A 22127-nucleotide genomic window follows, 5' to 3' on the forward strand; every position below is an offset into this window, starting at 1 on the left:
ATCCGCCAAAGTTAATGCACTCAATATGCTTGATTTAACCAATGACTTCGGGCAGTAGAGCGATTTATCGATCCACAGCGGAGGATAAGGTGGCTCGCAATTCTTCAATAACCAAAATTTAGCCTGCCCAACCCTGCCTGGAAATGATTTACCAATATGTCTCTGCCAAATCACCAATGCTTGAATGCAATAAGCCGTCTCTTCCGCAGTGGCTGTATCATAAAAGCCCCATGAACCATCAGCCCTTTGAGTGTCAAGAATCCATTGAATGGATTCCTGGCAAAGCTGGTCATCATAGCCTTTTGCAAGGATAATCAAATGAGCAGTTGTGTAATAGGGTGACACGTTCCATTTATCGAACCAGTATTTATCAGACTGACGCATCGAACGGATAAAATTGATCGCCTTTTGAACACTCGGGTGTGACTTCTCGTATCCTGCCTGCTTTAATGCGCCAAGTACGTGAATGTTCACATCCACCGACGGGTTTGCTTCATAATGAAAGCATCGAAACCATTTTTCTTCTTCATATTGCAGCACGGCAGCCAGTTCTGGCTTCCTTCCAAATTTCGAAAGAATCTCATAAGCAACACTGGTGTCATCGCCATCGGTTAACGTGAAGCTGTCAGAAAAACCTAATCCCTGCCCAGGCTGCCAGTGCTTTTCAAGGTAGTCCAAATGAGTATTACATATATCGGCAATCTCTTTGTTCTCCTGATATAGATTTGTAATGGAAAGGTTCCACAATACCCAGATACGCTCAAAAATTTCAATCGGCGATAAAGTTGGCGCCCCGCCGCCGCGCGAACTGACAATTGGCGAGAGATAGTCTAAAGCGCTTTTATTTCCGGGGTCAACGTATAATGCGAAATGAGCAGTTGCGGACGGGCTGTTTCCTACAGAACCATTTTTCTCTTGCAGGTTTTCCACATCCAACAAGTCCAATTTATCTTTCCCGGTCATTTCTGCAGAATGAGCAACTGTGATAAAGCGCGACACTTTAATACCCGCCAATTTTTTCATCTTTAATTCGCGCATATGCACTAGTTTGCCGAGAATTCGCTCTTTCTGCTGTTTGATAATCCCTAATTTCTCTGCTTCGGCTACCAGGGTAGGTGCAATGACTTCAAACCCAACGGTTGCGCCATTCGGATCCAATTGAAGCCTCTGCGTGGCATCAGATGTTAATCTGTCCAATGCCTCCAGGCCTTGATAGATCCTTAGCTTATCCTGCTGGCGCCGCCCCCTATAATTTAGAGCGATCATGGCCGACAACGTGCAAATGATTCGATCATGATAGTGCATCGGGAATGCCGCTCCCCAGGAACCATCCTCAAGCTGATGATCGCAGACCCACTCCAATGCCTGGTTGCTCATTTCTGGGTCAATATCTTTTAATCTGGCTATCCAGGCGGTATCATAAGATGTACTGGACATATTATTGCCTGTCCCGATCTTCTTAAGTAAATCAATAAAAGTTTCCATTGTAATGATCCCAGTGTTTGATTGTTTTTATTAATTCGGCTTTGCATACCAAATGTCATCGAGAATGTGCCCAACTCCCAGGGCAGTGTCACGCTTGTCCACGTAAAACTTTCTCATTGATTCAAAGGCATTCCCGGACATTTTGGAATAATCGGGTTCGGGCAAGGGGCGCAGAAAAATATGATCGTATAGTATCTTCCTCAACAATGTTTGCGTCATATAAAGCGAAGGGGCAATTGTAAAATATAAACTTTCCTCGCCCCAATTCAACATGGGGTAATCAAAAACAGTAAATTTCTCAAAGCCTATAAAAAGATCAGCTTTTTCAATATATTCACCATAATAGGCTTCGATCAACTCCTGCCTGGTCGGCATCCTGTTGTTGACCTTGTAATATTGGATCGAAAGCTCCGATATGGTTTGTGTGGCATCATTGGCAAAAACGCCATAAAAAAGACGGTGCTTTTTGTTTGAAGAGGTTTGTTCCGTTACAGCATCAAACGAGTTTGTAATTGATTCATATTTGGCAGGCTTGAATTCCTTTCGATAATCCCCATAGAAGTGAACGCGGATATCATATTCTTTGTAAAATGATATGAACTCGGGGTGTTCAGCCAGTAAACCCATACTTGCGCCGATTTGAGACATGTATTCTTCGCCGCGTTTCAGGATTTCACTTCCAAAAACAGGCGCAATCACCGTTTCTATGCCGTGATCAAACAACAGTTTAAAGGTATGAATATATCCTTTTGTGGTTTCCTCAATATACGATTGAGGGTCTTGCCTTGCGCCATTTCCATGCTCCAACAAAAACCAGCGGCGAGTGCCATTAAAAGGGAATACACAAACTTGCTGACCAAATGAACGAATAAGTTCGGCTATTTTTTGGTCAGGAAGTTCCAGAAATTGTTCCAATGAAATAGATACCATAAATCACATCCTCCGTAGCTTCGGAACAAATCGCGGGATGCGAGTCATATATGCCATATAGTTCAGTACAGTACTATTAGGTAATAATTCTTCCACGAAGAACGCCGTGACAATGATCGCGAGAGCTACTGTAAGAGCAACACCCTGTATCATGGTCTTCTCCCTATTGGTTATATTGAGGTGTAATAAATGGAACCAGCATATCCATGACCTGTAAATATTCCATCCAACCGGGATAGAGTGCAAAGTCGGACGGACGGAAGGTCTCAGCAGGATAGATGGTCTTGACTCTGAGGAAGTTGTATAAGGCCCGTTGTTCAGCCGTAGCAACTTCCAGGTCTGCAAGTGAGGCGGGAATTTGATGATGACGACGGTTGGATTGGACATGCGCGGCCATCGCATCAGCACGATGATCGTTTTCCAATGTTTTGATTGCACATTGTTGATCTAGAAAATTGCTGAGGCGGGAACATTCCTGTGAAGGATTTTGGATCAACTGGTCATATGAAATAAATATCTTGCGCGGGCTGTTTTGTGTGAAGTTGAGGATATTCAACATGCAGAACTGCCAATAAGCAAGCCCGGCGGATAATGGGGTATTTTCCGGTGTAAGGCCTTCCATTTTCGCACCGGATAAAATCGTCTCAACGGGATGGCGGACTGGGATCACATAGACTGCATCCTTACAAACATCGGACCAAAATGGAAGGGTAAGCGGAAGGCGGGGGTCTTTCCACGCCCAGGCGGACAGGTTTTGTTCGAGCGCCTCCGCATCCATCCCCTGCAAAACTTTTTCGGCACGCAGTTTTAATTCCTTATCCTTGGCCTTTTCTACCAACACATCCACAGCTGTGGGAACCCTGCTGTTATTGTTTAGCAATTCATCATTGATTTTTTGCAGGCCGATATGTTCAAGATAACCATACTCATCTTCGAATAGATCATCCTTGCGCCCAATATATGCGCCCCATTCCTGGACGAGCCTGGTGGTGAGAGATGTTCCACTCCGATAAATTCCGCAAACAATAATACGATGAGGCATCTGGTACACAATCTCCGATTTTTATTAGGTCAACCAATTTACTATTTTTTGCATCAACGGCGGGATGGGCGCAAATACAAACACGCCGTTGTCTTCAAGCTCAAATCCTAATTTTTGTTTTATGTCATACGCCCCACTCCCCCAACGGAGTAGGCGCACTTTATCATCTAACGCTATTTTGATGCTTTCATAAACAAGCATCAGATAAACATAAGGCGTATTGTGTAAACGACCGAGCGCGCTGGTCATCTGGGCATCATTATCTTCCAGTAACAATCCGCACCCAACCAGCTTATCCTTAGCTGTGACGGTTAGGAGGGTTCCACCTACCATTTCCATGGATTGCAGCATATTGCCCACCCACGGATTTAGAGGCGCACCATGCCGCTTTTCCATATTGCGAATTAAAGGAAGGAGTTCCTTTATATCGTTTGCGCGAGTGCTGCGGTTGACCTTGATCTCAAGTTTTTCCGACTCGCGCAGAGTGCGTTTGTAATGCTGACGATCTTTTTTGTTGCCATTGGCAAGGTAATCATCAAAATTTTGCCAGCGGTTTTCCATAATCGTTCCTGGATGCGGCGCTTCCATAATGGAAAACTCCCGCGGCCAGCCTTGCTTATCCGCTTTGCCAAGATAATCAAAAATAAGGACTGAACATTTTCTTTGACTGCCCTGTTTTAAAGCCGCATCAATTAATAAAGAAAATATTGCACTTCGGTTTACAGCATCGGCAGAAATTATTATTCCTGAAGCATATGAAAGTGGTGAGCGGCAGATCAGTAGCGGCCACCGTTTCAATATCAATTTTAAAGGAGCGCGCCAAGCCCCGGTATATTGAGGAAGCGGTTCGTTGCGTATCACCCAGAGAGAGGCACGGCCCACCAGTTTTTCACCCTGATAAACCAGCAGATATATTGGTTCACAATCCGCCATTACCTGCTCGCCAAATTTATACCAGGTGTGGGTCTGAAAAGGACGCCCTGCGGAGAGAGTATTCCAATCCTCTACATTTACCTGTTCAATGCCACTTACAATTTGAATTGAAATATCTGAGCCGATATCCGAACTAGCCACTTTCATATTCTAATGTGGTTTTTTTTCTTTTTAATCACAGCTTTAAAGTTATCAAAAGTGTAAAGCTGTAACAATGCTGGATAATTTCCCCCGCTTCAATTGGCAATACGAATCACCCGGCTTTCCAAACTGCGTTTACCAGCTCAGGCAGAATCTCACCCGATTTACCGTGGAATGCAAAATCAGTTTTCGGTGTGAGTGGTGTCGGCTCGGCGTTGATTTCCACGATCAATGAGCCATGATTGCGAGCAGCGTGAGCCAATGCAGCGGCGGGTTGTACTACTCCAGAAGTTCCGATGGAGAAGAAAACCTGCGCTTCACGGGCCGCGCTGACAGCTGATTCCAATTCTGCGCGCGGAAGAGACTCCCCGAACCAGACAACATCCGGGCGCAGCAACCCATTACATCTTTCACAACGCGGCACGGATTCAGTATCATCGCCCCAGGTTTCGGTGAAGGTGCCACAGTCTGCACAGCGGACACGCAGAATGTTACCGTGTAACTCAAGTACATTTTTGCTACCCGCGAAACGGTGCAGACCGTCTACATTTTGGGTGATTAGCGTGAACTCAGGAATTTTCTTTTCCATTTCGACAATTGCATAATGTCCCGCATTGGGACGTACTCCCTTAATAGCTTCACGTCTCCATGCGTACCAATCCCATACCAGCTTGGGGTCACGGGCAAAGGCTTCAGGCGAGGCCAGATCCTGCGGTTTGTATTGTGCCCAAAGCCCGGATTGAGCATCTCTAAAAGTGCGGAGTCCGCTTTCTTGTGAGACCCCAGCTCCGGTCAAGATTGCGATGCGATCTGCCTTTGTCAGAAATCCAAGCAAATCGGGAGGAAAATCCATTATGGCTTCACACCAGTTGCCAGCGGAGTCGGAGTCGGGTTGCATTCCAGCATCGCAAGGCTTTCTTTGAAAATTGCGGTGCGTCCGATCTCACGGGCATTTACATCCACTGCAATCATTTGATATTCAACCCAGGGATTTCTAAACAGAACATCACCCTTCATTTGATCCGAAAATAATTCATGGATGAATGTGCCAGCACCCATCGGCTGTACGGTGAAACTTGTCCAGGCGCTTTTGGCGTCAGTGTTATTGCTCTTAAATCGAACAGATAAGTTTACATAAGCGGCAGCATTCGGGTCTGCCACCTGTATCGTGAATTTGACTGAATTGGGCTCACATTTTGTGCCCCGATAAAATTCTTTTGGGGAGACCAGCACAGAGATAAACCCCTGCATTTGTATGGTTGGAGTCGAGGTGGGTGGCGTGATAAATGCAATCGGCGTAAAGCCGTAAGTAGGCGTGGGGGTATCTGTTTGAAACGGCGTTGGGGATTTCACACCGCTCAGTGTAGGCGTTGTTGTAAATGTCAGCGTTGGAGTAACTGGCGTAGGACTTGGGACGGGAGTGTATGTTTTTGTGGGTGTAGAGCTCGGCGTGGAAGTTGATACCGGGCTTAGGATCAAATCACCCATGGAGCAGGAGGCTAACAGGATCGTACAAACGAGAAAGATGTAAATTTTTTTCATGGAATACCTTTGGGTGTGGGGATCGGACATCCTTTCAAGGGTTCATAACACATACAAGGCGAAAGGAATATGATTTCTGTATAAATCTGGGTACGCCCCACTTCCTCGCCTTCAATATTGACCGCCACCAATTGAAACCTGACCCACGATTCTTTATAGTGATTATGTCCTTCAAGTTCAGTGGCTTCCATAATATAGGAAAAGGACCCGTCACGATGACTGACCATGGTATTGCCTGAGGTCCAGGGTGTGTAATCTTCTTCTTTCACCGATTTGACCTGCGTAAAAATGTAGACAGTGATCGCCTCTTCGGGGTCCTCCACTTGCGCGAGGATGGTGGTCTTGTTTGGTGTACAGTCACCCCAGAATATTTTATTATCTGCCACAGAGACTAATGCAAAACCTGCGCCAGGCCGAAAAGTAGGCGGAGGGGCAAAAGCAATTGGCGAGGCAAAAGGGGTGACGGTATTCCCCCCGATAGATAGGATAATTGGAGCAACTGTCTCTGTTGGCAAGTCGGGGTCGCGTGTGGGAAAGCGCATGATTGTTGGTGTGGCAGTGGCGCGCGGCGTGGCGGTGGCTGTGGGCGTTTGCGTTGCCGTGGGTATCTTTGTTGCAGTGGATGTAGGAGTGGAGGTGGTTACGAACGGAAGATTCCCTGAACATCCCTGCAAAAAAATCACCAGCACCATTACGAGATATAACTTGCGCATATCAGACCTCTTTAAAGCTATGGGACTATGAAATCAACTCCCTCCATTTTACAACAAGTTGTTGAAGCAGTTCACAGGTTATCGTTCCATAAGTCATGCCACGGATTTCACAGATTTCACGGACGGATTAAAGAATCCGTGTTCATTTGTAAAATCCGTGGCAGATTTGTTTTTTATTACGCTGACGCGCCAGAGTAACTTCGCAACCCTATCTTCCAAATGGTACGTGCTACGAAGAATAGAAAAGAGGTCAAAGCCAATGCACCAAGCCAGGTTTGGAGTGTGAGGCGGCCAGTGAGAGCCTCGGCGGGAACGGTCACAGCGAATGCGACAGGGACGATGAAGGTAAGTCCAATCCGCAGCCAATTCGGGTAGATATCCACGGGCCAGCGACCAGCCGCATAAAGACCTTCAAAAAGATTCGCGATCTCGTGTACACGCACAAACCAAAATGCCGTGGTGGTGATCATCAACCAAAAGCAATAGATCATCACGGCTCCCATCACCAATGCGGTGATAAAACCAAGCACAGACCAAAGGCCAATGAGCCAGTTCATCTGCGCCAGCGCGATACCCATCACGATCATGCCAGTGAGCACATCCACCATTTGCCAAAGTCGGAATTCGCGCACGCTGACAAGCAATTGCGCGTCGGCGGGCTTGGTAAGAGCAAAGTCCAATTTACCTTCACGAATCTCTTCCATCAATCTTTCCATGTTGGGCTGAATTGCCGCGCGGATGACACCGCCCATGGCAATGAAAACGCCCATCACGGCCAGCAATTCGGACTTATTCCAGCCGCCCAATTCGGTGGTTTGGCTGAAGACGAGGTTCAAGCCAATCAAACCTGTAGCAAGCGCAATGAAAGTTTGCAGAATCTGAATATAAAAATTGGCGCGATATTGAAATTCGTTCAAGATGCCAATTCGTAAATAGTTGAAAGCAAGGCGAAACCCACGCATGTTAACCTCCCACCGCAGAGAACCTGCGGATGGCAACCTTCCAGATCAAGCTGAGGCAAATTACGCCAAACAAGATCCACGCCAGTTGCATGCCCAGCCCGCCAAGCAGTTCATTGGCAGTCATGTTCCCCACTAAGGCTTCAATCGGAAATCCGAATGCCCAGCGGAAGGGAAAGAACCATGCCAGCTTCTGCACCCACTCAGGCATGAGTGAAAGCGGCACAAGGCGGCCAGAAAGAATCAACTCTGCCGCAAAATAAAGCTCGAATAGGGCGCTCACACGTGTTGTCCAAAATGTGACCATGCCAAGCAGGGACAGAGTCATCGTGCGGATCAGATAGGCCATCCAAATCGCAAAGAAGAACACAACGCCTTGAAGCAGAGTCGGGTCTAATTCAGGTTTGAAGATGAGCGAAAGGATAAAAGCAAGCGGCAGCCACAGCAGGATCACTACCACTTTCCAGCCTGCGAAGTATGCCACGTCGCCATGCAATGGATGGATCGGGCGGAGCAGACTCATTGACAGTTGTCCCTCGCGAATGCGCCATTCCCAACCATAGGGTGTGAACACGATGTTCATGTTACGCACCAGAGTCCACACGATGTAATATGCGGCGAACGCGCCAGGTGTATATCCGCCCACCATGCCTCCCTGCTGACGTGCTACCGCCGACCACACCACCATGTAAATGACGGGCTCGGCGATCATGCCGATCATATAAAAATAATTGGCAACAGGATATTGAAGCTGCTCCAACACAGAGAGTTTCATGGTTGCGCGATAGTAGTCAAAATATCGCTTCATTCAGCCGCCTCCTTCTTCACCGCAAAAACGGATTCGATCACATCTTCAATCGGCGCGGCTTCAACGGTTAGATCCTCGACAGACAGGTCATTCAACAAGCGGGATGTAATGGCTGAGGTCTTTTCCTTCGGGACGCGAAGCACCATGCGCGCGCCGTCAGTTGATACCACTTCCCCATACTGACTCCAGTCTACAGTAGCGCTGTTCAAGGTAAAGCCAACAGTCTTGAACGCGGAGAATTTTTCGACCAGGGCGGAGAGGTCACCATCGAACAGAAGAGTCCCGTGATGAATGACGACAACACGTTTGCACAATGCTTCCACATCCGCCATGTAGTGACTGGTCAACAAGACAGTTGCACCGTAGCGTTTGTTATATTCCGCTATGAATGAGCGGATCCGCTTCTGCATGGTCACATCAAGGCCGAGGGTCGGCTCATCGAGAAAGAGAATCTTCGGCTTGTGAAGCAGGGCCCCAACGATCTCCATTTTCATGCGTTCCCCCAAAGACAAATTGCGAATAGGTTTTTGGACAAGCTCTTTTAGATCAAGCAATTCAATGAATTCGTCACGGGTACGCTTGAAATCGTCCATGGGGATGCTGTAGATAGCGCGCTGCAAATCGAAAGAGTCGAGCGCAGGCAGATCCCACGAAAGCTGGTTGCGATTGCCCATGACCAACGTGATCTGGCGTAAAAAATCGTGTGAGCGCTTGGCTGGTTCATAGCCAAGAACAGAGGTACTGCCAGAAGTTGGGTGCAAAAGTCCGCTGAGCATTTTGAGAGTGGTGGTTTTGCCAGCGCCGTTCGGCCCCAAAAAACCAACGACTTCGCCGGGCTGAATCTCAAATGAGATCTCATCCACAGCTTTGACAGTTTTGTAACGGCGTTTGATCAACCCCATGGCGGCGGCTTTCAGACCTGCTTCGCGTTCTGGAACTTGATAATGCTTTGCCAATTTCGTTATTGAAATTACTGAAGACATGCATTTCTCCTAATTTATGTTGTGGTTTTCTCGCCCTTTGGCAACAAAAAACCGCAGGGCACAAAGGCGCGCCTGCGGTATGGTGAAATGTAAATGTAATTACAAACCAAGTCCACTGGGAGGCACGCAAAAAAAGAATGAAGTTCCATTGTTTATTGTCATTTTCAGAGTACCTCCTTTCAGGGTAAATTTATTCGTCAGTTTATCATATTCAGAATTGAAGTGCAAGATAATGTTGACAAAAAAACATGGCTCTTGCAAAGTTGGGAGTTTCTTAACGCGAATTAGACGAATGTGCGAATAGGGCGAATAAACCCTGAACAAAAGGGTATGAGAAATCGGGAACGGCTATAATGCCTGTATGAAAAAACAGGAAATTGAACAGGAGTTGGAATCGACTTACTCAAGGGTTATTTCCCTGATTGAGTCGATCCCTGAATCGGATTACTCCCTTCCCACCAACAACCCCGCCTGGACTGTGGGAGATATGTTGTTCCACATTACGCTCGGGCCGCGCGCTTTGGCTTTTGAGATATGGATGATCATATACATGGGAGGATTATTTCAATTCGGGATGAGGCACTTCCCATCGAAAATGTTCAACCAGGTCAACGCCCGTTTTGGTCGGCAGGGAAAACGAATCAGCCGTCAGGGGTTGCTCAAGGCTTACGGGAAGGCGCACGCAGTTATCAGGTCCAGGTTGAAGCGGACGCGGGAGGAGCATCTCTCCAGATCGGTTGTGTATCCGCCTGAGTATGTGTCAGAACTTCAAGGCGAAGTCACGGTCGAGCGTCTTTTTCGGTATGTGACTGGGCATTTTGAGGTGCATGAGAAACAATTAAAAGCCCCGCTAACGATGGCGGATTGAGCAAAAATTCTCTGGTATAATTTTTCCCCGTGACTGGTCCTGCTCTACGGTTTACCCCAAAAGGGTGAGGCTGTGAGCACGGAGACCTGCTAGTGCGGTGATCTTACCGCCAATATCTTAGAAGAAAGGAAGCATACGTCATGCCACTCGCAAAAGAGGTCAAGACAAAGGCGATTGAAGATTTTCATCGCCACGAAAAGGATACTGGTTCGCCCGAAGTGCAGATCGCTATCCTGACGAACCGCATTACTCAGCTCACCGAGCACCTGCGGAACAACAAGCAGGATCAATCCTGCCGACGCGGTCTGCTCAAAATGGTTGGTTCTCGCCGACGCTTACTCACATATTTGCGTCAGAGCAATTATCAGAACTACCTGGCCGTTACCGAACGTTTGAACCTGCGCCGCAAGTAGTACGTCCGTGTTAAACCCTAAAGGTCTCCAAGACCTTTAGGGTCTTTGTTAACCCTCACTCTCCCGCGGGGAGAGGATGGAAGATGAAACCCGCAGTCAGGAATTGAATAGCGCGAACAACCTGGTTGTTCTCACTCTTCAGTCCCTGACCCGAGGCGGGAAAATCTGGAAGGCGGCGGAAATCCGTTGCGCCTATGCAGCAGCAAGCTGCTGCGCAGTCCAGAGTCAAAAATAGGAGACAAAATGAATTTTGAAGGTAAAAAGTATTCAGCCATTGTGGGCCATAGCACAATCACCATTGAGACTGGCCGTCTGGCTGGTCAGGCTGGCGGCGCATTGACCATCGGTATCGACGATGCTGTTGTGTTTGCATCTGCCACTATGGGCGGTGTGCGCGAAGGCATTGATTTCTTCCCACTCAGCGTGGAATATGAAGAAAGATTATACGCAGGCGGCAAGATCCCTGGGTCGTTCTTCCGACGTGAAGGACGTGCTTCAACCGAGTCGATTCTCACTGCGCGCCTCACAGACCGTCCGTTGCGTCCGCTATTCCAGGATGGAATGCGTAATGAAGTGCAAGTGATCATGTATTCGTTCTCATCCGATGGCATCAATCCGTTGGATATTCTGGCGATCAATGCCGCTTCGGCTGCGATCATGATCTCGGACATTCCCTGGGGCGGCCCGGTTGGTGCAGTGCGCATCGGACATGTGAACGGCGAGTTCGTGGTCAACCCAACCTTTGCTGAAATGGAAGTATCCGATCTCGACCTGAGGCTTGCCGGCACAAAAGACGCAATCCTGATGGTGGAGTGCGGCGCAAACGAAGTGCCCGAAGATATCATGGCGCAGGCATTGGATCTCGGTCACCAGGCCATTCAGCCGATCATTGAGTTGCAGCTTCAAATCACTGCCGAAATTGGCAAGCCCAAACGCGAAGTTACTCTCTACCTGCCCAGCGAAGAAACAAAGAAGAGAGTCTTTGACCGCGTGAGCGGCCCGATGAATGAATTGCTTGATAAGCCGCTTTCAAAAGTGGAGTTTTATTCGGGCATGGATAAGATAAAGGAAGAAGCACAACTTGAGCTTTGTTTCGTCCCTGAAGGCGCAGACGCCTCAGCCTACCTGACAGTTGCTTCGTTCAAAGAAGCCTTTGCCCAGGCTGAAATGGATGTTGTCCGTGAAAGAATCTTGAGCATGGGTAAACGCCCCGACGGCCGCAAGCCGACTGAGATCCGCCCGATCTGGTGCGATGTAGCTATATCACCCCGCGCACATGGGTCAGGTCTGTTCACTCGTGGCGAGACTCAGATTTTATCTTTCGCAACCCTCGCCACATTGAGCGAAGCGCAAGAGTTGGATAACCTTTCGCCCGTCAAAACTAGGCGCTACATGCACCACTATAACTTCCCGCCTTTCTCTACGGGTGAGGTAAAGCCTCTTCGTGGACAGAGCAGGCGCGAGGTGGGGCATGGAGCGTTGGCTGAGCGTGCGCTCGAACCTGTGATCCCTGCTGAAGAGTCATTCCCATATGCGATCCGGGTTGTGTCCGAGGCCTTGTCATCCAATGGATCCACATCCATGGGTTCCGTGTGCGGTTCGACACTGGCGTTGATGGATGCTGGCGTGCCGATCAAGGCTCCTGTTTCCGGTGTGGCAATGGGATTGATCACTGACTCAACTGGCCGTTATCAAATACTGACGGACATTCAGGGAACCGAAGACCACCTCGGCGACATGGATTTCAAAGTAGCTGGAACTGCGGCAGGCATCACCGCTCTGCAAATGGATATTAAGATCTCTGGCTTAAGCACAAAAATGATGAAGGAAGCTTTGGAACAGGCCCGCATAGCACGCATGTCCATTATGGATAAAATGCTGGCTGTCATCGCCGAGCCGCGCTCGGATCTGAAACCACATGCGCCGCGTATTATCACCGTGAAGATCCCTGTCGATAAGATCGGCGCGTTGATCGGCCCTGGCGGCAAGAACATCCGCGCGTTGCAGGAAGCAACGGGTGTCAAGATCGATATTGAAGAAGATGGCACGGTTTACATCGCATCCTCCGATGGCGTGGGCGCGAAGATCGCCCAGGAAAAAATAGAGGCACTAGGTGAGTCTGTGGTGATCGGTAATATTTACACAGGCAAGGTTGTGCGCGTGGAAGCCTTCGGCGCATTCGTAAACCTGTTGCCAGGTGTGGATGGACTGGTGCACATTTCACAGCTCGCAAGTGAGCGCGTCAACTCTGTGGAAGACGTGTGCGTGGTTGGTGATGAATTGACCGTGATGGTGACCGACATCGACCCGCAAGGCAAGATCCGCTTGTCACGTCAGGCTGTGCTCGAAGGCTGGTCTGCTGAGGAAGCGCGAGATAAAGATAAGGGCGGCTCACGCAGCGGCGGTGGCGGACGAGGTGGCCCACGCGGAGGCAGCGGCGGCGATAGAGGCGGACGGGGTGGAGATCGCGGCGGTGACCGCGGACGAAACGGCGGCGGGGATCGTAATCGAAGGTAAGCGAGTAAACATGTAGACTGGTAGACATGTAAACATAGAAGCGGACGAAGGAAATCTTCGTCCGCTTTTTATATCCCTACCCCCTCCGCCCTAGCGGGCACCTCCCCCAAATACGACAACGAAGTCCATACAAAAATGGTGTGTGTTTCGTTATCGTATTTGGGGGAGGCAGGTGGGGGTACTTTTTATGTTAAACTTTTCATCCCATGATTTCAAAACTCAAACTCTTATATACCCAATATCCACGCCAATACTGGTTGATGATCACGGGCATTATCATCAGTACGGCGGGCGGAAGTATGGTCTGGCCTTTCCTGCTCATTTATGCCAGCGGAAAACTTGACCTGCCCTTAAGCACCGTGGCCACGCTAATATCCATTAATGCGGGCACGGGGCTTTTTGCGTCATTCTTGGCAGGTGCATTGGCAGATAAGATCGGGCGCAAGGTTGTGATGGTCTTTAGCCTCGCTCTGAATGGGGTGGCTTACTTTTTCCTAATGCAGGCAGAGACATATCCGCAATTTATGGTGCTGATGGTTTTCATCGGCTTGTCGAATCCTTTATATCAAGTGGGAGCAGACGCCATGCTGGCAGATATGATCCCCTCTGAGCAACGGACGGATGCCTATGCTATCAATCGCATCGCCAGCAATTCCGCATTTGCAATGGGCCCAGCCATCGGCGGCTTTCTTGCATCCACTTCCTATAGCCTTGCTTTCTATGGCGCGGCGGTAGGTTTTATATCCTACAGTTTATTACTCCTTTTCCTCGCGCGTGAGACGTTGGACAAAACCCAAAGCAAGGATGAAATCCATTCTTTAGCCGAGCAGGTAAAAGCGGAGTCGGAACGAGGGCCGAATGGAACTCATCCAGAAGGTTATGGACGAGTCTTCCGCGACAAAGGCTATATGGCATTCGTCGGCCTGATCAGCATTGGGTTGATCGCGCCCACCCTGTTATGGATCCTCATGCCCGTTTATGCAAAAACAAACTTCGGCCTTCCAGAGGCGCAATACGGCTGGATCCCCACCACGAATGCGCTCATGTGCGTATTCATCCAATACAGTGTTACGCAGGCCACAAGAAAATATAAAACCCTGCCAGTTGCCGCAGCGGGCATGTTCATTTACGCCATCGGCGCAGGCAGCGTGGCGCTGATGAGCGGCTTCTGGGGATTCTGGCTCAGCATGGTCATTCTTACTTTTGGTGAACTCACCCTCATTCCAACTGCCAGCAAATACGTGGCAGATATTGCTCCCGCAGATTTGCGCGGCAGGTACATGAGCCTTTACTGGTTTGGCTGGGGCATGGCTCGCACACTTGCGCCGCTCATCGGCGGATTCCTGAACGATAACATCGCTCCACGTGCAATTTGGATCGGAGGTCTGCTAATTGGCTTGACCAGCGCCTTTGGACTCTTCCTACTGCCAATCATCACTAGGGCAAGGAGAGCGCTTCCCGCTTAATCTGCAAGCTGATTCGGTTTCAATGGGCCCGCTCCACAAGACGGGCTTTTTAATATCAAAATTGAATACTCTTATTCAAGTACAGAGTTGTATAATCAGTGAAATCAGGCCGTTTTCATCTTTTTATAGAGGTAGGTATCCATGCAAAAATTTCTGGTTTTCATACTGGCCTTCAGCGTTGCAACTTTTGCACTTGCTTCCGTTTCAGGACCTGCCAGTGCTGGCGCAAACACCCAGGAGAGCGGCTTGATCGCGCATGGTAAATACATTGCCTCGATTGCAGGATGCACATCCTGCCACACACCTGACAGGGCGGAATTTCAAAACCCGCAAACCCTTACGCTTGAACAAATACAGACGATTGCATTCCGCGGCAACGAGGCATTGGATAACGAAAAATTCCTGGCTGGCGGCCGCGCCTTTGACCTTGGGCCCGCAGGCGTGGTATTTACCCGCAACCTCACACCCGATGATGAAACAGGCCTCGGCACGTGGACTGACGAACAAGTAAAGCTGGCTATCAAAACTGGCGTGGACAAAGATGGCAAAACACTTTTCCCTGTAATGCCTTATCACGTTTACAACGGCATGGCAGATTCAGACCTTGAAGCTGTGCTGGCATTCGTGCGTTCGGTAGATGCCGTCAGCAATGAAGTGCCAGAGCGGACGGTTTCCACGGAAGGCATGCCCACCCCACCTTATACAGAAAACATCCCCTTGCCAGACCCATCCGATCTGGCTGCACGCGGCGCGTACCTGGTCAACAATATAACAGGCTGCACTGATTGTCACACGCCAATAGACCCAAATACGGGCGCACCCGTTCTGGAGAAATACCTTGCGGGCAGGCAGCCTTATGAAGGGCCCTGGGGGGTCGTCTACGGCGGCAACATTACACCTGATGTAGAAACAGGTATCGGTGATTGGACGGAAGAGGAGATCAAGCGCGCAATCGTCTCAGGCATTGGCAAGGATGGGCGCCGCCTGATCCTGATGCCGTGGTTTGCCTACTCCGCACTTAGCGGTGAGGATGCAGATGCGATTGTCTATTACCTCAAGAACGTGCTTCCCGCAGTGAAGAATGAAATCCCCTCCTCATCGTTGAACCCTGGGTTCGAGGTGATGGCCACAAATGCCGACCAACCACAGGAAAGCAACACATCCTGGCTGACATCTCCTTATGTTCTGGGTGCGGTGGGATTCATTGTTGCTTTAGCAGGGTTTGTGTTCTTTAGACGTAAGGCCAGGTAATTTTATGCACGCACTACAAAGATTGTTGAAAGAAAAATACCTGAACATTCAGGCCAAGCTGGTGTTCCCGCTCGCGGCTACCATCCTTTTGTTGGTATTGATCCTCTCGCCGCTTACCAACCAGATCATCAATAGCCGCATCGAGCAGGAAGCAGACCGCAGACTGGGCGAAATTGCTGACTCTGTGGGCGCGCTGATCGAAAACTCGGAGGTGCTGGCGCGCAACAATGCTGCGCTGTTAGCTGACCAGGCAGAAGTTACCAATGTTTTCGCTGACAGTTCTCTGGGTGAGGGTCTGGTACAAGTAAAAGAAGACCTTGGCCTTCAAGAACTATCTTTGTACACAGCAAAATTCAAGCAAGGTGACCAGGCTTACTTTTATGGCGGCCCTGCAGTGGCAAGAAGATTGCAGGTCAGTGAAGATGCGATCCGTATACGGGAAGGTTTGATCCTGACCGCCATTCAGGAGAAAAGAGTAGTGAGCGGTGTGGCAATCGCTCCGCAAGGCTCACAGGTGCTGGGTGTCGCACCGGTCTACTATTCGGATACAGGCATCGTGATCGGTGTTGTGCTGACCGCGTTTTATATGGACGAAGCCTTCGTTGAAAACATCAGCCAGATCATCGATACCGACATTGCCATCGTAAAAGATAATTCCGCCATCGTTTCCACGATAGACGAGGGGACAGACTATGAAAAACTGATCAACGAGGGCTGGCTGACCAGTGCCGAACTGCCCGCCATGAACGTCAATTACAGCGACGGCATGGAATACCGTATGTTGGGGCATCCACTGATCATTTCTGGGACTCAGCAGGGATCGGTTTTGGTGACACAACCAATCGACCAGCTATTCACTTTAAACCGCAGCATCCAAATCATTTTGTACACGGTGACAGGCATATTCGCGCTGACTGCACTGTGGTTCTGGATCGCGGCCTTCCTGACCTTTACCCGTCCGCTTATTCGATTGACGGAAGCCACCACATCCATCAGCAAGGGTGACCTCAACCAGCACGTGACCCCAACTTATATTGTCTTCAAAGATGAGATCACCGTCTTGAGCGAGAACTTCAACACCATGACCGATCACCTGAATGAGCTTTACACCAGCCTCGAGGAAAGAGTCAGGCTCAGGACGCAGGAGTTGGCCGAGGCGCGGGATGAAGCGGTGGAGGCTAATAAGTCCAAATCGGAATTTGTATCCGTCGTGTCGCATGAACTTAAACTACCGATGACATCCATCAAGGGTTATAGTGACCTGATGCTTTCGGGAGCAACAGGCTCGTTGAATGAAAATCAATCCAACTTCCTGACGACGATCCGTAATAACGTCAACCGCATGGCTACGCTCGTATCGGACCTGGCGGATATTTCGCGCATCGAAAGTGGGAACCTGCGCCTCGAGCCGCGCTCTGTGCCCGTGTGGGACGTGATCGACGAAGTGGTGACGCTCACAAAAACACAGATCGAACAAAAGAAGCAAAGCCTTAATGTGGACATTGCATCTGAACTGCCGAAATCGTGGTGTGACCGCAACCGCCTGGCTCAGATCATGACGAACCTGATCAGCAACGCGAATAAGTACACTCCTGAAGGCGGCGAGATCATGGTGCAAGCCATCCGCATCGACGGAATGGTGCAGATCAAAGTGCAGGATAACGGGCTGGGCATGACGCAGGAAGACCAGGAAAAACTATTCAGTAAATTCTTCCGCTCGGCAGATGATAAGATCCGGGAGGCGCCTGGCACCGGGCTGGGATTAAGTATCACGAAAAATTTGATCGAATTGCAGGGAGGTAAGGTCTGGTTTGAAAGCGAGTATCGGAAAGGGACCGCTTTCTACTTCACTGTGCCTGTCCATAGCGAGCAGGGTGCGCAGTCAACTGTAGTTAATTGAAAACTCAACTTAGTGTCATTCTGCCTGCACCGTGCGCAGGCACGCGTGAGCGACAGCGACACTTGCGCCGCGCGCTAGTGCGGTGAGAATCTCTGAGACTATCGTAGAGACCCTTACCCTACGGGCACGATGTCGCTATCGCTCACATCGTCCCGATGTCCTTCGGGAGGGAATCACGATTTATTGCAGAAAATCAGGGAATAATAGCTTTACTGCTTGCCAAAACCGCCACACCTGAGCAGGAGAAAGCTATTGGGAATCAAACAGGCGGGCGGGTCTTCCTCTTCCTGCACACCGATGATTTCTGGCGCGATTACAACGAAATGAGATCGCGCAGGGTTGAATTTATGGGTGAGCCAAGAAATGAAGAATCCGGCACTGTGGCTGTATTCTTAGTCTTGCATGGAAATAAGTAGGATTTGCTGGGGTTGACGTAAATCTATATCGTTTTGTTGCCTATTTTGAGAGTAGGGGCGTATAATGAGCATAGAGGTGCTCATCCTATAAGGGGATTTATAGAAATCCGTCTGGTTAAATCATTGTTAGGTGGTTAGTAAAGGTTGCCAATAAAGATAATGAAGAACAATGTAATTGATAAGCTTTCCGACGCTTTCCCTACAATCAACAAAATCATTGCGGGATTACTCGCTATTTATTCTCTTGGCACTGGGATTTACAAGGGAATTACCAGCGATACAACATCTGAACTATTCGGCTGGTCGGCGATTGGATTTGTTGGTGCATTACTTATGTTGCTCATTTTCCTTGCTTTAGATTTTGGGTTGATTGTCTGGGACAAATCAACGGGTTGGCTGGCAAAACACATAAGAAAGTATCCATACATAAGAATCTGGATTATCTTCCCTAATATTCTATTTGCAATTTACGCTGCCTACCTTGTACTTAAATTCTTAGATACTGACGTGTCATTAAGAATTTTTATCAGCGTATATCTTATCTGGTTTCTACCGGCTGCAATAATATCTCTTATTCGCGACGACTTAAGCAAAGAACGTGCAAGGTTGTCCCAAAAAGTTACTAGAGAGATTCGGATTCAGAATCCGCAAGCCGCTATCGAAAATGCATTCACTCATTTTGAAGACCATTTGCTTAAGCGGGTATTAGGCGACTCTAAATTATATGGGAATAGATTAATAAAAACAGCATACGAAGGAGATAAAAGTAAGCTTGTTTATAAGTCTGATGGAAAAGATTACACCGCGCATCTTAATAATTTGATGTCAGGAGCATATTCAATTTTTCGGAATCCACGCCATCACAAAATTATTGAAGACGACGAGCAAAAAGCACAAGCAATCATTTCTTTAGTTGAATTACTAATAGAGTTTGTTGACACTTCGGAAGAGCGAGAAAATAAACAAGAAAACGAGTCTGAAAGCTCATCGTAAATCGCGTTTGTAAACTTAATTCAAGGGAGAATCAACTCATGGCTAATGAATATGAAAGATTGATAGTCTCGGTCTGGCTTCCATTGGGAATTAACAATCTCCGTATCCTATCCGAAAAGATAAAAAACCATTTAAAGACGAACCAAAAGAAACTTCGATTTACAAGTTGGGATGGTCGGGTCCAACTTAAAGACCATTATCTTAGTTTTGTCCTTCGATTTAACTCCCGCTATGAAAAGCTCACCCCGGCTATTCTGGTATTGGAGGCTTATTACTATGGCTGGGGGTACATAGAATATTCGCTTACCTTAGAAAATCACCAGGGCATCAAAAAGACATTGACTCCGAATTTCGTCAACGAAAATATGCATTCTTTACTTGAAAAGACTGTCGATATAGTTGGGGGAACTCTTTTAGAACATCAGCAAAATTATTTGAGCAATGTGCTATTTGGTAACGGCGTTTTAAGCATTGAAACCTATTTAGAGGCGGCAAAGAATAATCAACTTAAGAATGGTATCATGGATGGCGCGAGTGACGAAGAGATAAGACAAGGATTTCGTTTTGAAGTCAATCAACTAGAAGCAATTACAGCGACTGAGATCTCAAGTCGACGAGATAACGATATTCTTGTTAAGACCTGCCTACTAAACCGCTCTGATTCCTTACAAGCCCCGGTTGCGTATGATGATATTGATGGCGATTTTGGCGCATTTACTGAAAATTACCCAAAACAATATTTAAAAGGAAGGCACAGATCATCATTAATAATCCTAAAAAGCGGCTTGGATTTTAATCAAAATATAACAAAGTTAGTTTGCAGTACCAATAGCATCATTCGTTTCTTGCGCCTCCTTATCAACGTAATGGTCACAACAAGAAAGCAATTGTCCCTATTGAGCCAAGCGTTATTGCAGAGGCGAGGAATAAAATTCGGAAATGAAATTTCGAAATTGGTGAGCGAAGCGCAACAAGAACACTTGCAGGGATATGCCTATTATCTTATATCAAGAATTCCGCTGCTTGAAGAAGTCGGTTTAAGTGCAAAAGAGGCTCAAGAAAAAGTGAGCGCCTGGTTACATTCAATTTCACCAAACATAGATAGCGAAATGCAGGAAGAATTATTACAGTCAACAGAATATATGGATGAGTTGGTGTACACCGCCAAGAGGATAATAGACGGATTAAAAGATGAGATAAAAAGCGTAAGAGATTTGATAGGAATCTATGATGAAGAAGAAGCTTATAGCGTCTCAACCAGAATCGAGGCGATATTAAATGCAATTCGTGAGATTCAAGACAGTATTCAAAAATCATCATATTCGCAAGCAGCAATGCAGAAACGTTCTTTGGAAAGCCAATTTATCCAGAGTGAGCTCGCACGCAGCAGTGAGCTCCGTCAAAGAACTGGGCGTACAATTACACAACTTACAGGAGCAATCGCAATAGCAGGTTTGCTTTCAACTGCACTTAAGAGTCCTATTGATTCAATTCTTGCCCTTGCACAATTCTCGAGTGCGGCAGTAAATGTTACGAACGCGACGTTTCCATTAGCACTAGGTCTATTGGGATGGTTTGTTGTAGGCAACTTTTTATCTCAGTCAAAAAGGTACGGCGATATTGTCGAAGTTACAATTCCCTTACGCAATCAAATATTCGGTGAAAAGGAACTCATCGAAAAGCGTTTTAGGGACGATGAACGCAAGATATCCGAAAAGCATCTAAATAGATTTCGAGTTGAAGGAAATACTCATCGAGTTACTTGGGAGGATGAAATTTCGGGATCATCAAACAAGGTTTTTGCAACTATAGAATATGCGCGAATACTTGGAAACACTCATCTCACATCTTTGATGATGTCTGCTGAAAAATCTGAGGATGAAAAGAGCATATTGGACTTAAAAGAGAAAATCATTCAACTAGCAGCGGCACGGCTTCTTGCCATTTGCAACAAAGACGAGGAAGGTAAACAGCTCTCATTGGCATATTGGCAAGAGCAGATTGAACAAGCACAAGCGTCGAATTAACGAGCAACTGCCACCAATGAGTAGCAGCTATCAAGGGTTGAAAAGGCTTTGGAAATTCCAAAGCCTTTTGTGTTGCACGATGATCGGTTCTTTCAAAGAAGGCAATGCTCCGCCATTTTGTTTAATTAGGTTTATACTACGCTCCAAAAACTACTTTCAAGCAAAGTCCACGCCCGCCCAGCCTATGTCAACACAAACTCTTATCTGGTTCAATTTTTCTCGATCAGGCAGCGCACATGGAGGTTCCCAATGTCTGAGCAAGTGACTTATGAATTGTTGAAGGAATTCCTGGAAGCGTTCAATCGCCATGATCTGGATACAATCATGGGTTATTTCGCAGAGGATTGTGTCTTCTACACGCCAAAGGGTGCCAAACCTCGCGGCGACAGGTACGTCGGGAAGGACGAGGTTCGGGCGGGCCTGGCAAAACGATTTGAGGGGATTCCAGATGTGCATTATGGAGACGATCAACACTGGGTCGGTGATGATTTCGGAGTCTCTGAATGGACAATTACCGGTACAACCACGTCAGGTCAACGTATTGAGGTGCGCGGGGTTGACCTGCTTGAGTTCGCTGAGGGGAAGATCACCCGCAAGGATTCTTTCTGGAAGATACTTGAGTGATTAGCGTGAATAATGGATAAAAAAATAGGCCGTTGTCTCACCCTCCCGAAGGACATCGGGACGATGTGAAGGAGCGGTCTTCAGCGACTGAAGGGTCTTGAAAGTAAGTCACGAGA

At 47.9% G+C, this 22127-nt stretch carries 19 protein-coding genes and 1 pseudogene; 10 read left to right on the forward strand and 10 right to left on the reverse strand.

The genetic code is table 11. The features are described from left to right. The 10 genes from AC14M5_RS15180 to AC14M5_RS15225 all read right to left on the reverse strand — a co-directional run. A partial coding sequence (locus AC14M5_RS15180; protein ID WP_484030529.1) for a type B diterpene cyclase occupies window positions 1–1485 on the reverse strand: 1485 nt, incomplete at its 3' end. Between the two features lie 30 nt (window positions 1486–1515). Next, window positions 1516–2415 (reverse strand): diterpene synthase, encoded by a 900-nt coding sequence (locus AC14M5_RS15185; RefSeq protein WP_484030530.1) that lies wholly within the window; start codon window positions 2413–2415, stop codon window positions 1516–1518. 163 nt (window positions 2416–2578) lie between these two features. Then, entirely contained in the window at window positions 2579–3457 is an 879-nt protein-coding gene (locus AC14M5_RS15190) for a sulfotransferase (RefSeq protein WP_484030531.1), read from the reverse strand. A 24-nt stretch (window positions 3458–3481) separates the two neighbouring features. Next, entirely contained in the window at window positions 3482–4531 is a 1050-nt protein-coding gene (locus AC14M5_RS15195) for a peptidogalycan biosysnthesis protein (RefSeq protein ID WP_484030532.1), read from the reverse strand. 112 nt (window positions 4532–4643) lie between these two features. Next, window positions 4644–5384, reverse strand: coding sequence for an SIR2 family NAD-dependent protein deacylase (locus tag AC14M5_RS15200; protein WP_484030533.1), 741 nt, complete (start codon window positions 5382–5384; stop codon window positions 4644–4646). Beyond that, the gene (locus AC14M5_RS15205) at window positions 5384–6073 is read right to left on the reverse strand and encodes a hypothetical protein (RefSeq protein ID WP_484030534.1); all 690 of its coding nucleotides are present in this window, start codon (window positions 6071–6073) and stop codon (window positions 5384–5386) included. Before AC14M5_RS15205 ends, AC14M5_RS15200 begins: the two co-directional genes overlap by 1 nt. After that, window positions 6070–6786: a hypothetical protein gene (locus AC14M5_RS15210; protein WP_484030536.1), complete on the reverse strand. Its 717-nt coding sequence runs from the start codon at window positions 6784–6786 to the stop codon at window positions 6070–6072. Before AC14M5_RS15210 ends, AC14M5_RS15205 begins: the two co-directional genes overlap by 4 nt. Window positions 6787–6962: 176 nt before the next feature. Further along, window positions 6963–7748 (reverse strand): ABC transporter permease, encoded by a 786-nt coding sequence (locus AC14M5_RS15215; protein WP_484030537.1) that lies wholly within the window; start codon window positions 7746–7748, stop codon window positions 6963–6965. Window position 7749: 1 nt separating this feature from the next. Continuing rightward, window positions 7750–8553: an ABC transporter permease gene (locus AC14M5_RS15220; protein WP_484030538.1), complete on the reverse strand. Its 804-nt coding sequence runs from the start codon at window positions 8551–8553 to the stop codon at window positions 7750–7752. Beyond that, window positions 8550–9536: an ABC transporter ATP-binding protein gene (locus AC14M5_RS15225; protein ID WP_484030539.1), complete on the reverse strand. Its 987-nt coding sequence runs from the start codon at window positions 9534–9536 to the stop codon at window positions 8550–8552. The genes AC14M5_RS15220 and AC14M5_RS15225 overlap by 4 nt, the downstream gene beginning before the upstream one ends. A gap of 361 nt (window positions 9537–9897) precedes the next feature. Between AC14M5_RS15225 and AC14M5_RS15230 the strand changes: the two genes are divergently transcribed. The 10 genes and pseudogenes from AC14M5_RS15230 to AC14M5_RS15275 all read left to right on the forward strand — a co-directional run bounded on the left by AC14M5_RS15230 (window position 9898) and on the right by AC14M5_RS15275 (window position 22011). Then, on the forward strand, window positions 9898–10404 hold the full coding sequence (locus tag AC14M5_RS15230) for a DinB family protein (RefSeq protein ID WP_484030540.1): 507 nt from the start codon (window positions 9898–9900) through the stop codon (window positions 10402–10404). A gap of 140 nt (window positions 10405–10544) precedes the next feature. Then, on the forward strand, window positions 10545–10817 hold the full coding sequence (rpsO, locus tag AC14M5_RS15235) for a 30S ribosomal protein S15 (RefSeq protein ID WP_484030541.1): 273 nt from the start codon (window positions 10545–10547) through the stop codon (window positions 10815–10817). Window positions 10818–11060: 243 nt separating this feature from the next. Continuing rightward, complete coding sequence (locus AC14M5_RS15240; protein WP_484030542.1) at window positions 11061–13334, forward strand: polyribonucleotide nucleotidyltransferase; 2274 nt, start codon at window positions 11061–11063, stop codon at window positions 13332–13334. 206 nt (window positions 13335–13540) lie between these two features. Next, the gene (locus AC14M5_RS15245; RefSeq protein WP_484030543.1) at window positions 13541–14800 is read left to right on the forward strand and encodes an MDR family MFS transporter; all 1260 of its coding nucleotides are present in this window, start codon (window positions 13541–13543) and stop codon (window positions 14798–14800) included. Window positions 14801–14941: 141 nt separating this feature from the next. Beyond that, complete coding sequence (locus tag AC14M5_RS15250) at window positions 14942–16051, forward strand: hypothetical protein (protein WP_484030544.1); 1110 nt, start codon at window positions 14942–14944, stop codon at window positions 16049–16051. Window positions 16052–16055: 4 nt separating this feature from the next. After that, entirely contained in the window at window positions 16056–17951 is a 1896-nt protein-coding gene (locus AC14M5_RS15255; protein WP_484030545.1) for a sensor histidine kinase, read from the forward strand. A 152-nt stretch (window positions 17952–18103) separates the two neighbouring features. After that, window positions 18104–18367: pseudogene (locus tag AC14M5_RS15260) on the forward strand (VOC family protein); the annotation flags it as partial. A gap of 159 nt (window positions 18368–18526) precedes the next feature. Beyond that, entirely contained in the window at window positions 18527–19360 is an 834-nt protein-coding gene (locus tag AC14M5_RS15265) for a TIGR02391 family protein (protein WP_484030546.1), read from the forward strand. 38 nt (window positions 19361–19398) lie between these two features. Continuing rightward, window positions 19399–21387 carry a hypothetical protein gene (locus AC14M5_RS15270; RefSeq protein WP_484030547.1) on the forward strand — a complete coding sequence of 663 codons (1989 nt, stop codon included), beginning with the start codon at window positions 19399–19401 and terminating at the stop codon, window positions 21385–21387. Between the two features lie 249 nt (window positions 21388–21636). Then, complete coding sequence (locus AC14M5_RS15275) at window positions 21637–22011, forward strand: nuclear transport factor 2 family protein (RefSeq protein ID WP_484030548.1); 375 nt, start codon at window positions 21637–21639, stop codon at window positions 22009–22011. Window positions 22012–22127: the final 116 nt, after the last annotated feature.

Source organism: Candidatus Villigracilis sp. (assembly GCF_057083605.1).

Excerpts from the sequence above, each read along its gene's own strand:
- AC14M5_RS15185 (WP_484030530.1), bottom strand. The coding sequence starts at position 2,415 with ATGGTATCTATTTCATTGGAACAATTTCTGGAACTTCCTGACCAAAAA.
- AC14M5_RS15190 (WP_484030531.1), bottom strand. The coding sequence starts at position 3,457 with ATGCCTCATCGTATTATTGTTTGCGGAATTTATCGGAGTGGAACATCT.
- AC14M5_RS15200 (WP_484030533.1), bottom strand. The coding sequence starts at position 5,384 with ATGGATTTTCCTCCCGATTTGCTTGGATTTCTGACAAAGGCAGATCGC.
- AC14M5_RS15205 (WP_484030534.1), bottom strand. The coding sequence starts at position 6,073 with ATGAAAAAAATTTACATCTTTCTCGTTTGTACGATCCTGTTAGCCTCC.
- AC14M5_RS15210 (WP_484030536.1), bottom strand. The coding sequence starts at position 6,786 with ATGCGCAAGTTATATCTCGTAATGGTGCTGGTGATTTTTTTGCAGGGA.
- AC14M5_RS15215 (WP_484030537.1), bottom strand. The coding sequence starts at position 7,748 with ATGCGTGGGTTTCGCCTTGCTTTCAACTATTTACGAATTGGCATCTTG.
- AC14M5_RS15220 (WP_484030538.1), bottom strand. The coding sequence starts at position 8,553 with ATGAAGCGATATTTTGACTACTATCGCGCAACCATGAAACTCTCTGTG.
- AC14M5_RS15225 (WP_484030539.1), bottom strand. The coding sequence starts at position 9,536 with ATGTCTTCAGTAATTTCAATAACGAAATTGGCAAAGCATTATCAAGTT.
- AC14M5_RS15230 (WP_484030540.1), top strand. The coding sequence starts at position 9,898 with ATGAAAAAACAGGAAATTGAACAGGAGTTGGAATCGACTTACTCAAGG.
- rpsO (WP_484030541.1), top strand. The coding sequence starts at position 10,545 with ATGCCACTCGCAAAAGAGGTCAAGACAAAGGCGATTGAAGATTTTCAT.
- AC14M5_RS15240 (WP_484030542.1), top strand. The coding sequence starts at position 11,061 with ATGAATTTTGAAGGTAAAAAGTATTCAGCCATTGTGGGCCATAGCACA.
- AC14M5_RS15245 (WP_484030543.1), top strand. The coding sequence starts at position 13,541 with ATGATTTCAAAACTCAAACTCTTATATACCCAATATCCACGCCAATAC.
- AC14M5_RS15250 (WP_484030544.1), top strand. The coding sequence starts at position 14,942 with ATGCAAAAATTTCTGGTTTTCATACTGGCCTTCAGCGTTGCAACTTTT.
- AC14M5_RS15255 (WP_484030545.1), top strand. The coding sequence starts at position 16,056 with ATGCACGCACTACAAAGATTGTTGAAAGAAAAATACCTGAACATTCAG.
- AC14M5_RS15265 (WP_484030546.1), top strand. The coding sequence starts at position 18,527 with ATGAAGAACAATGTAATTGATAAGCTTTCCGACGCTTTCCCTACAATC.
- AC14M5_RS15270 (WP_484030547.1), top strand. The coding sequence starts at position 19,399 with ATGGCTAATGAATATGAAAGATTGATAGTCTCGGTCTGGCTTCCATTG.
- AC14M5_RS15275 (WP_484030548.1), top strand. The coding sequence starts at position 21,637 with ATGTCTGAGCAAGTGACTTATGAATTGTTGAAGGAATTCCTGGAAGCG.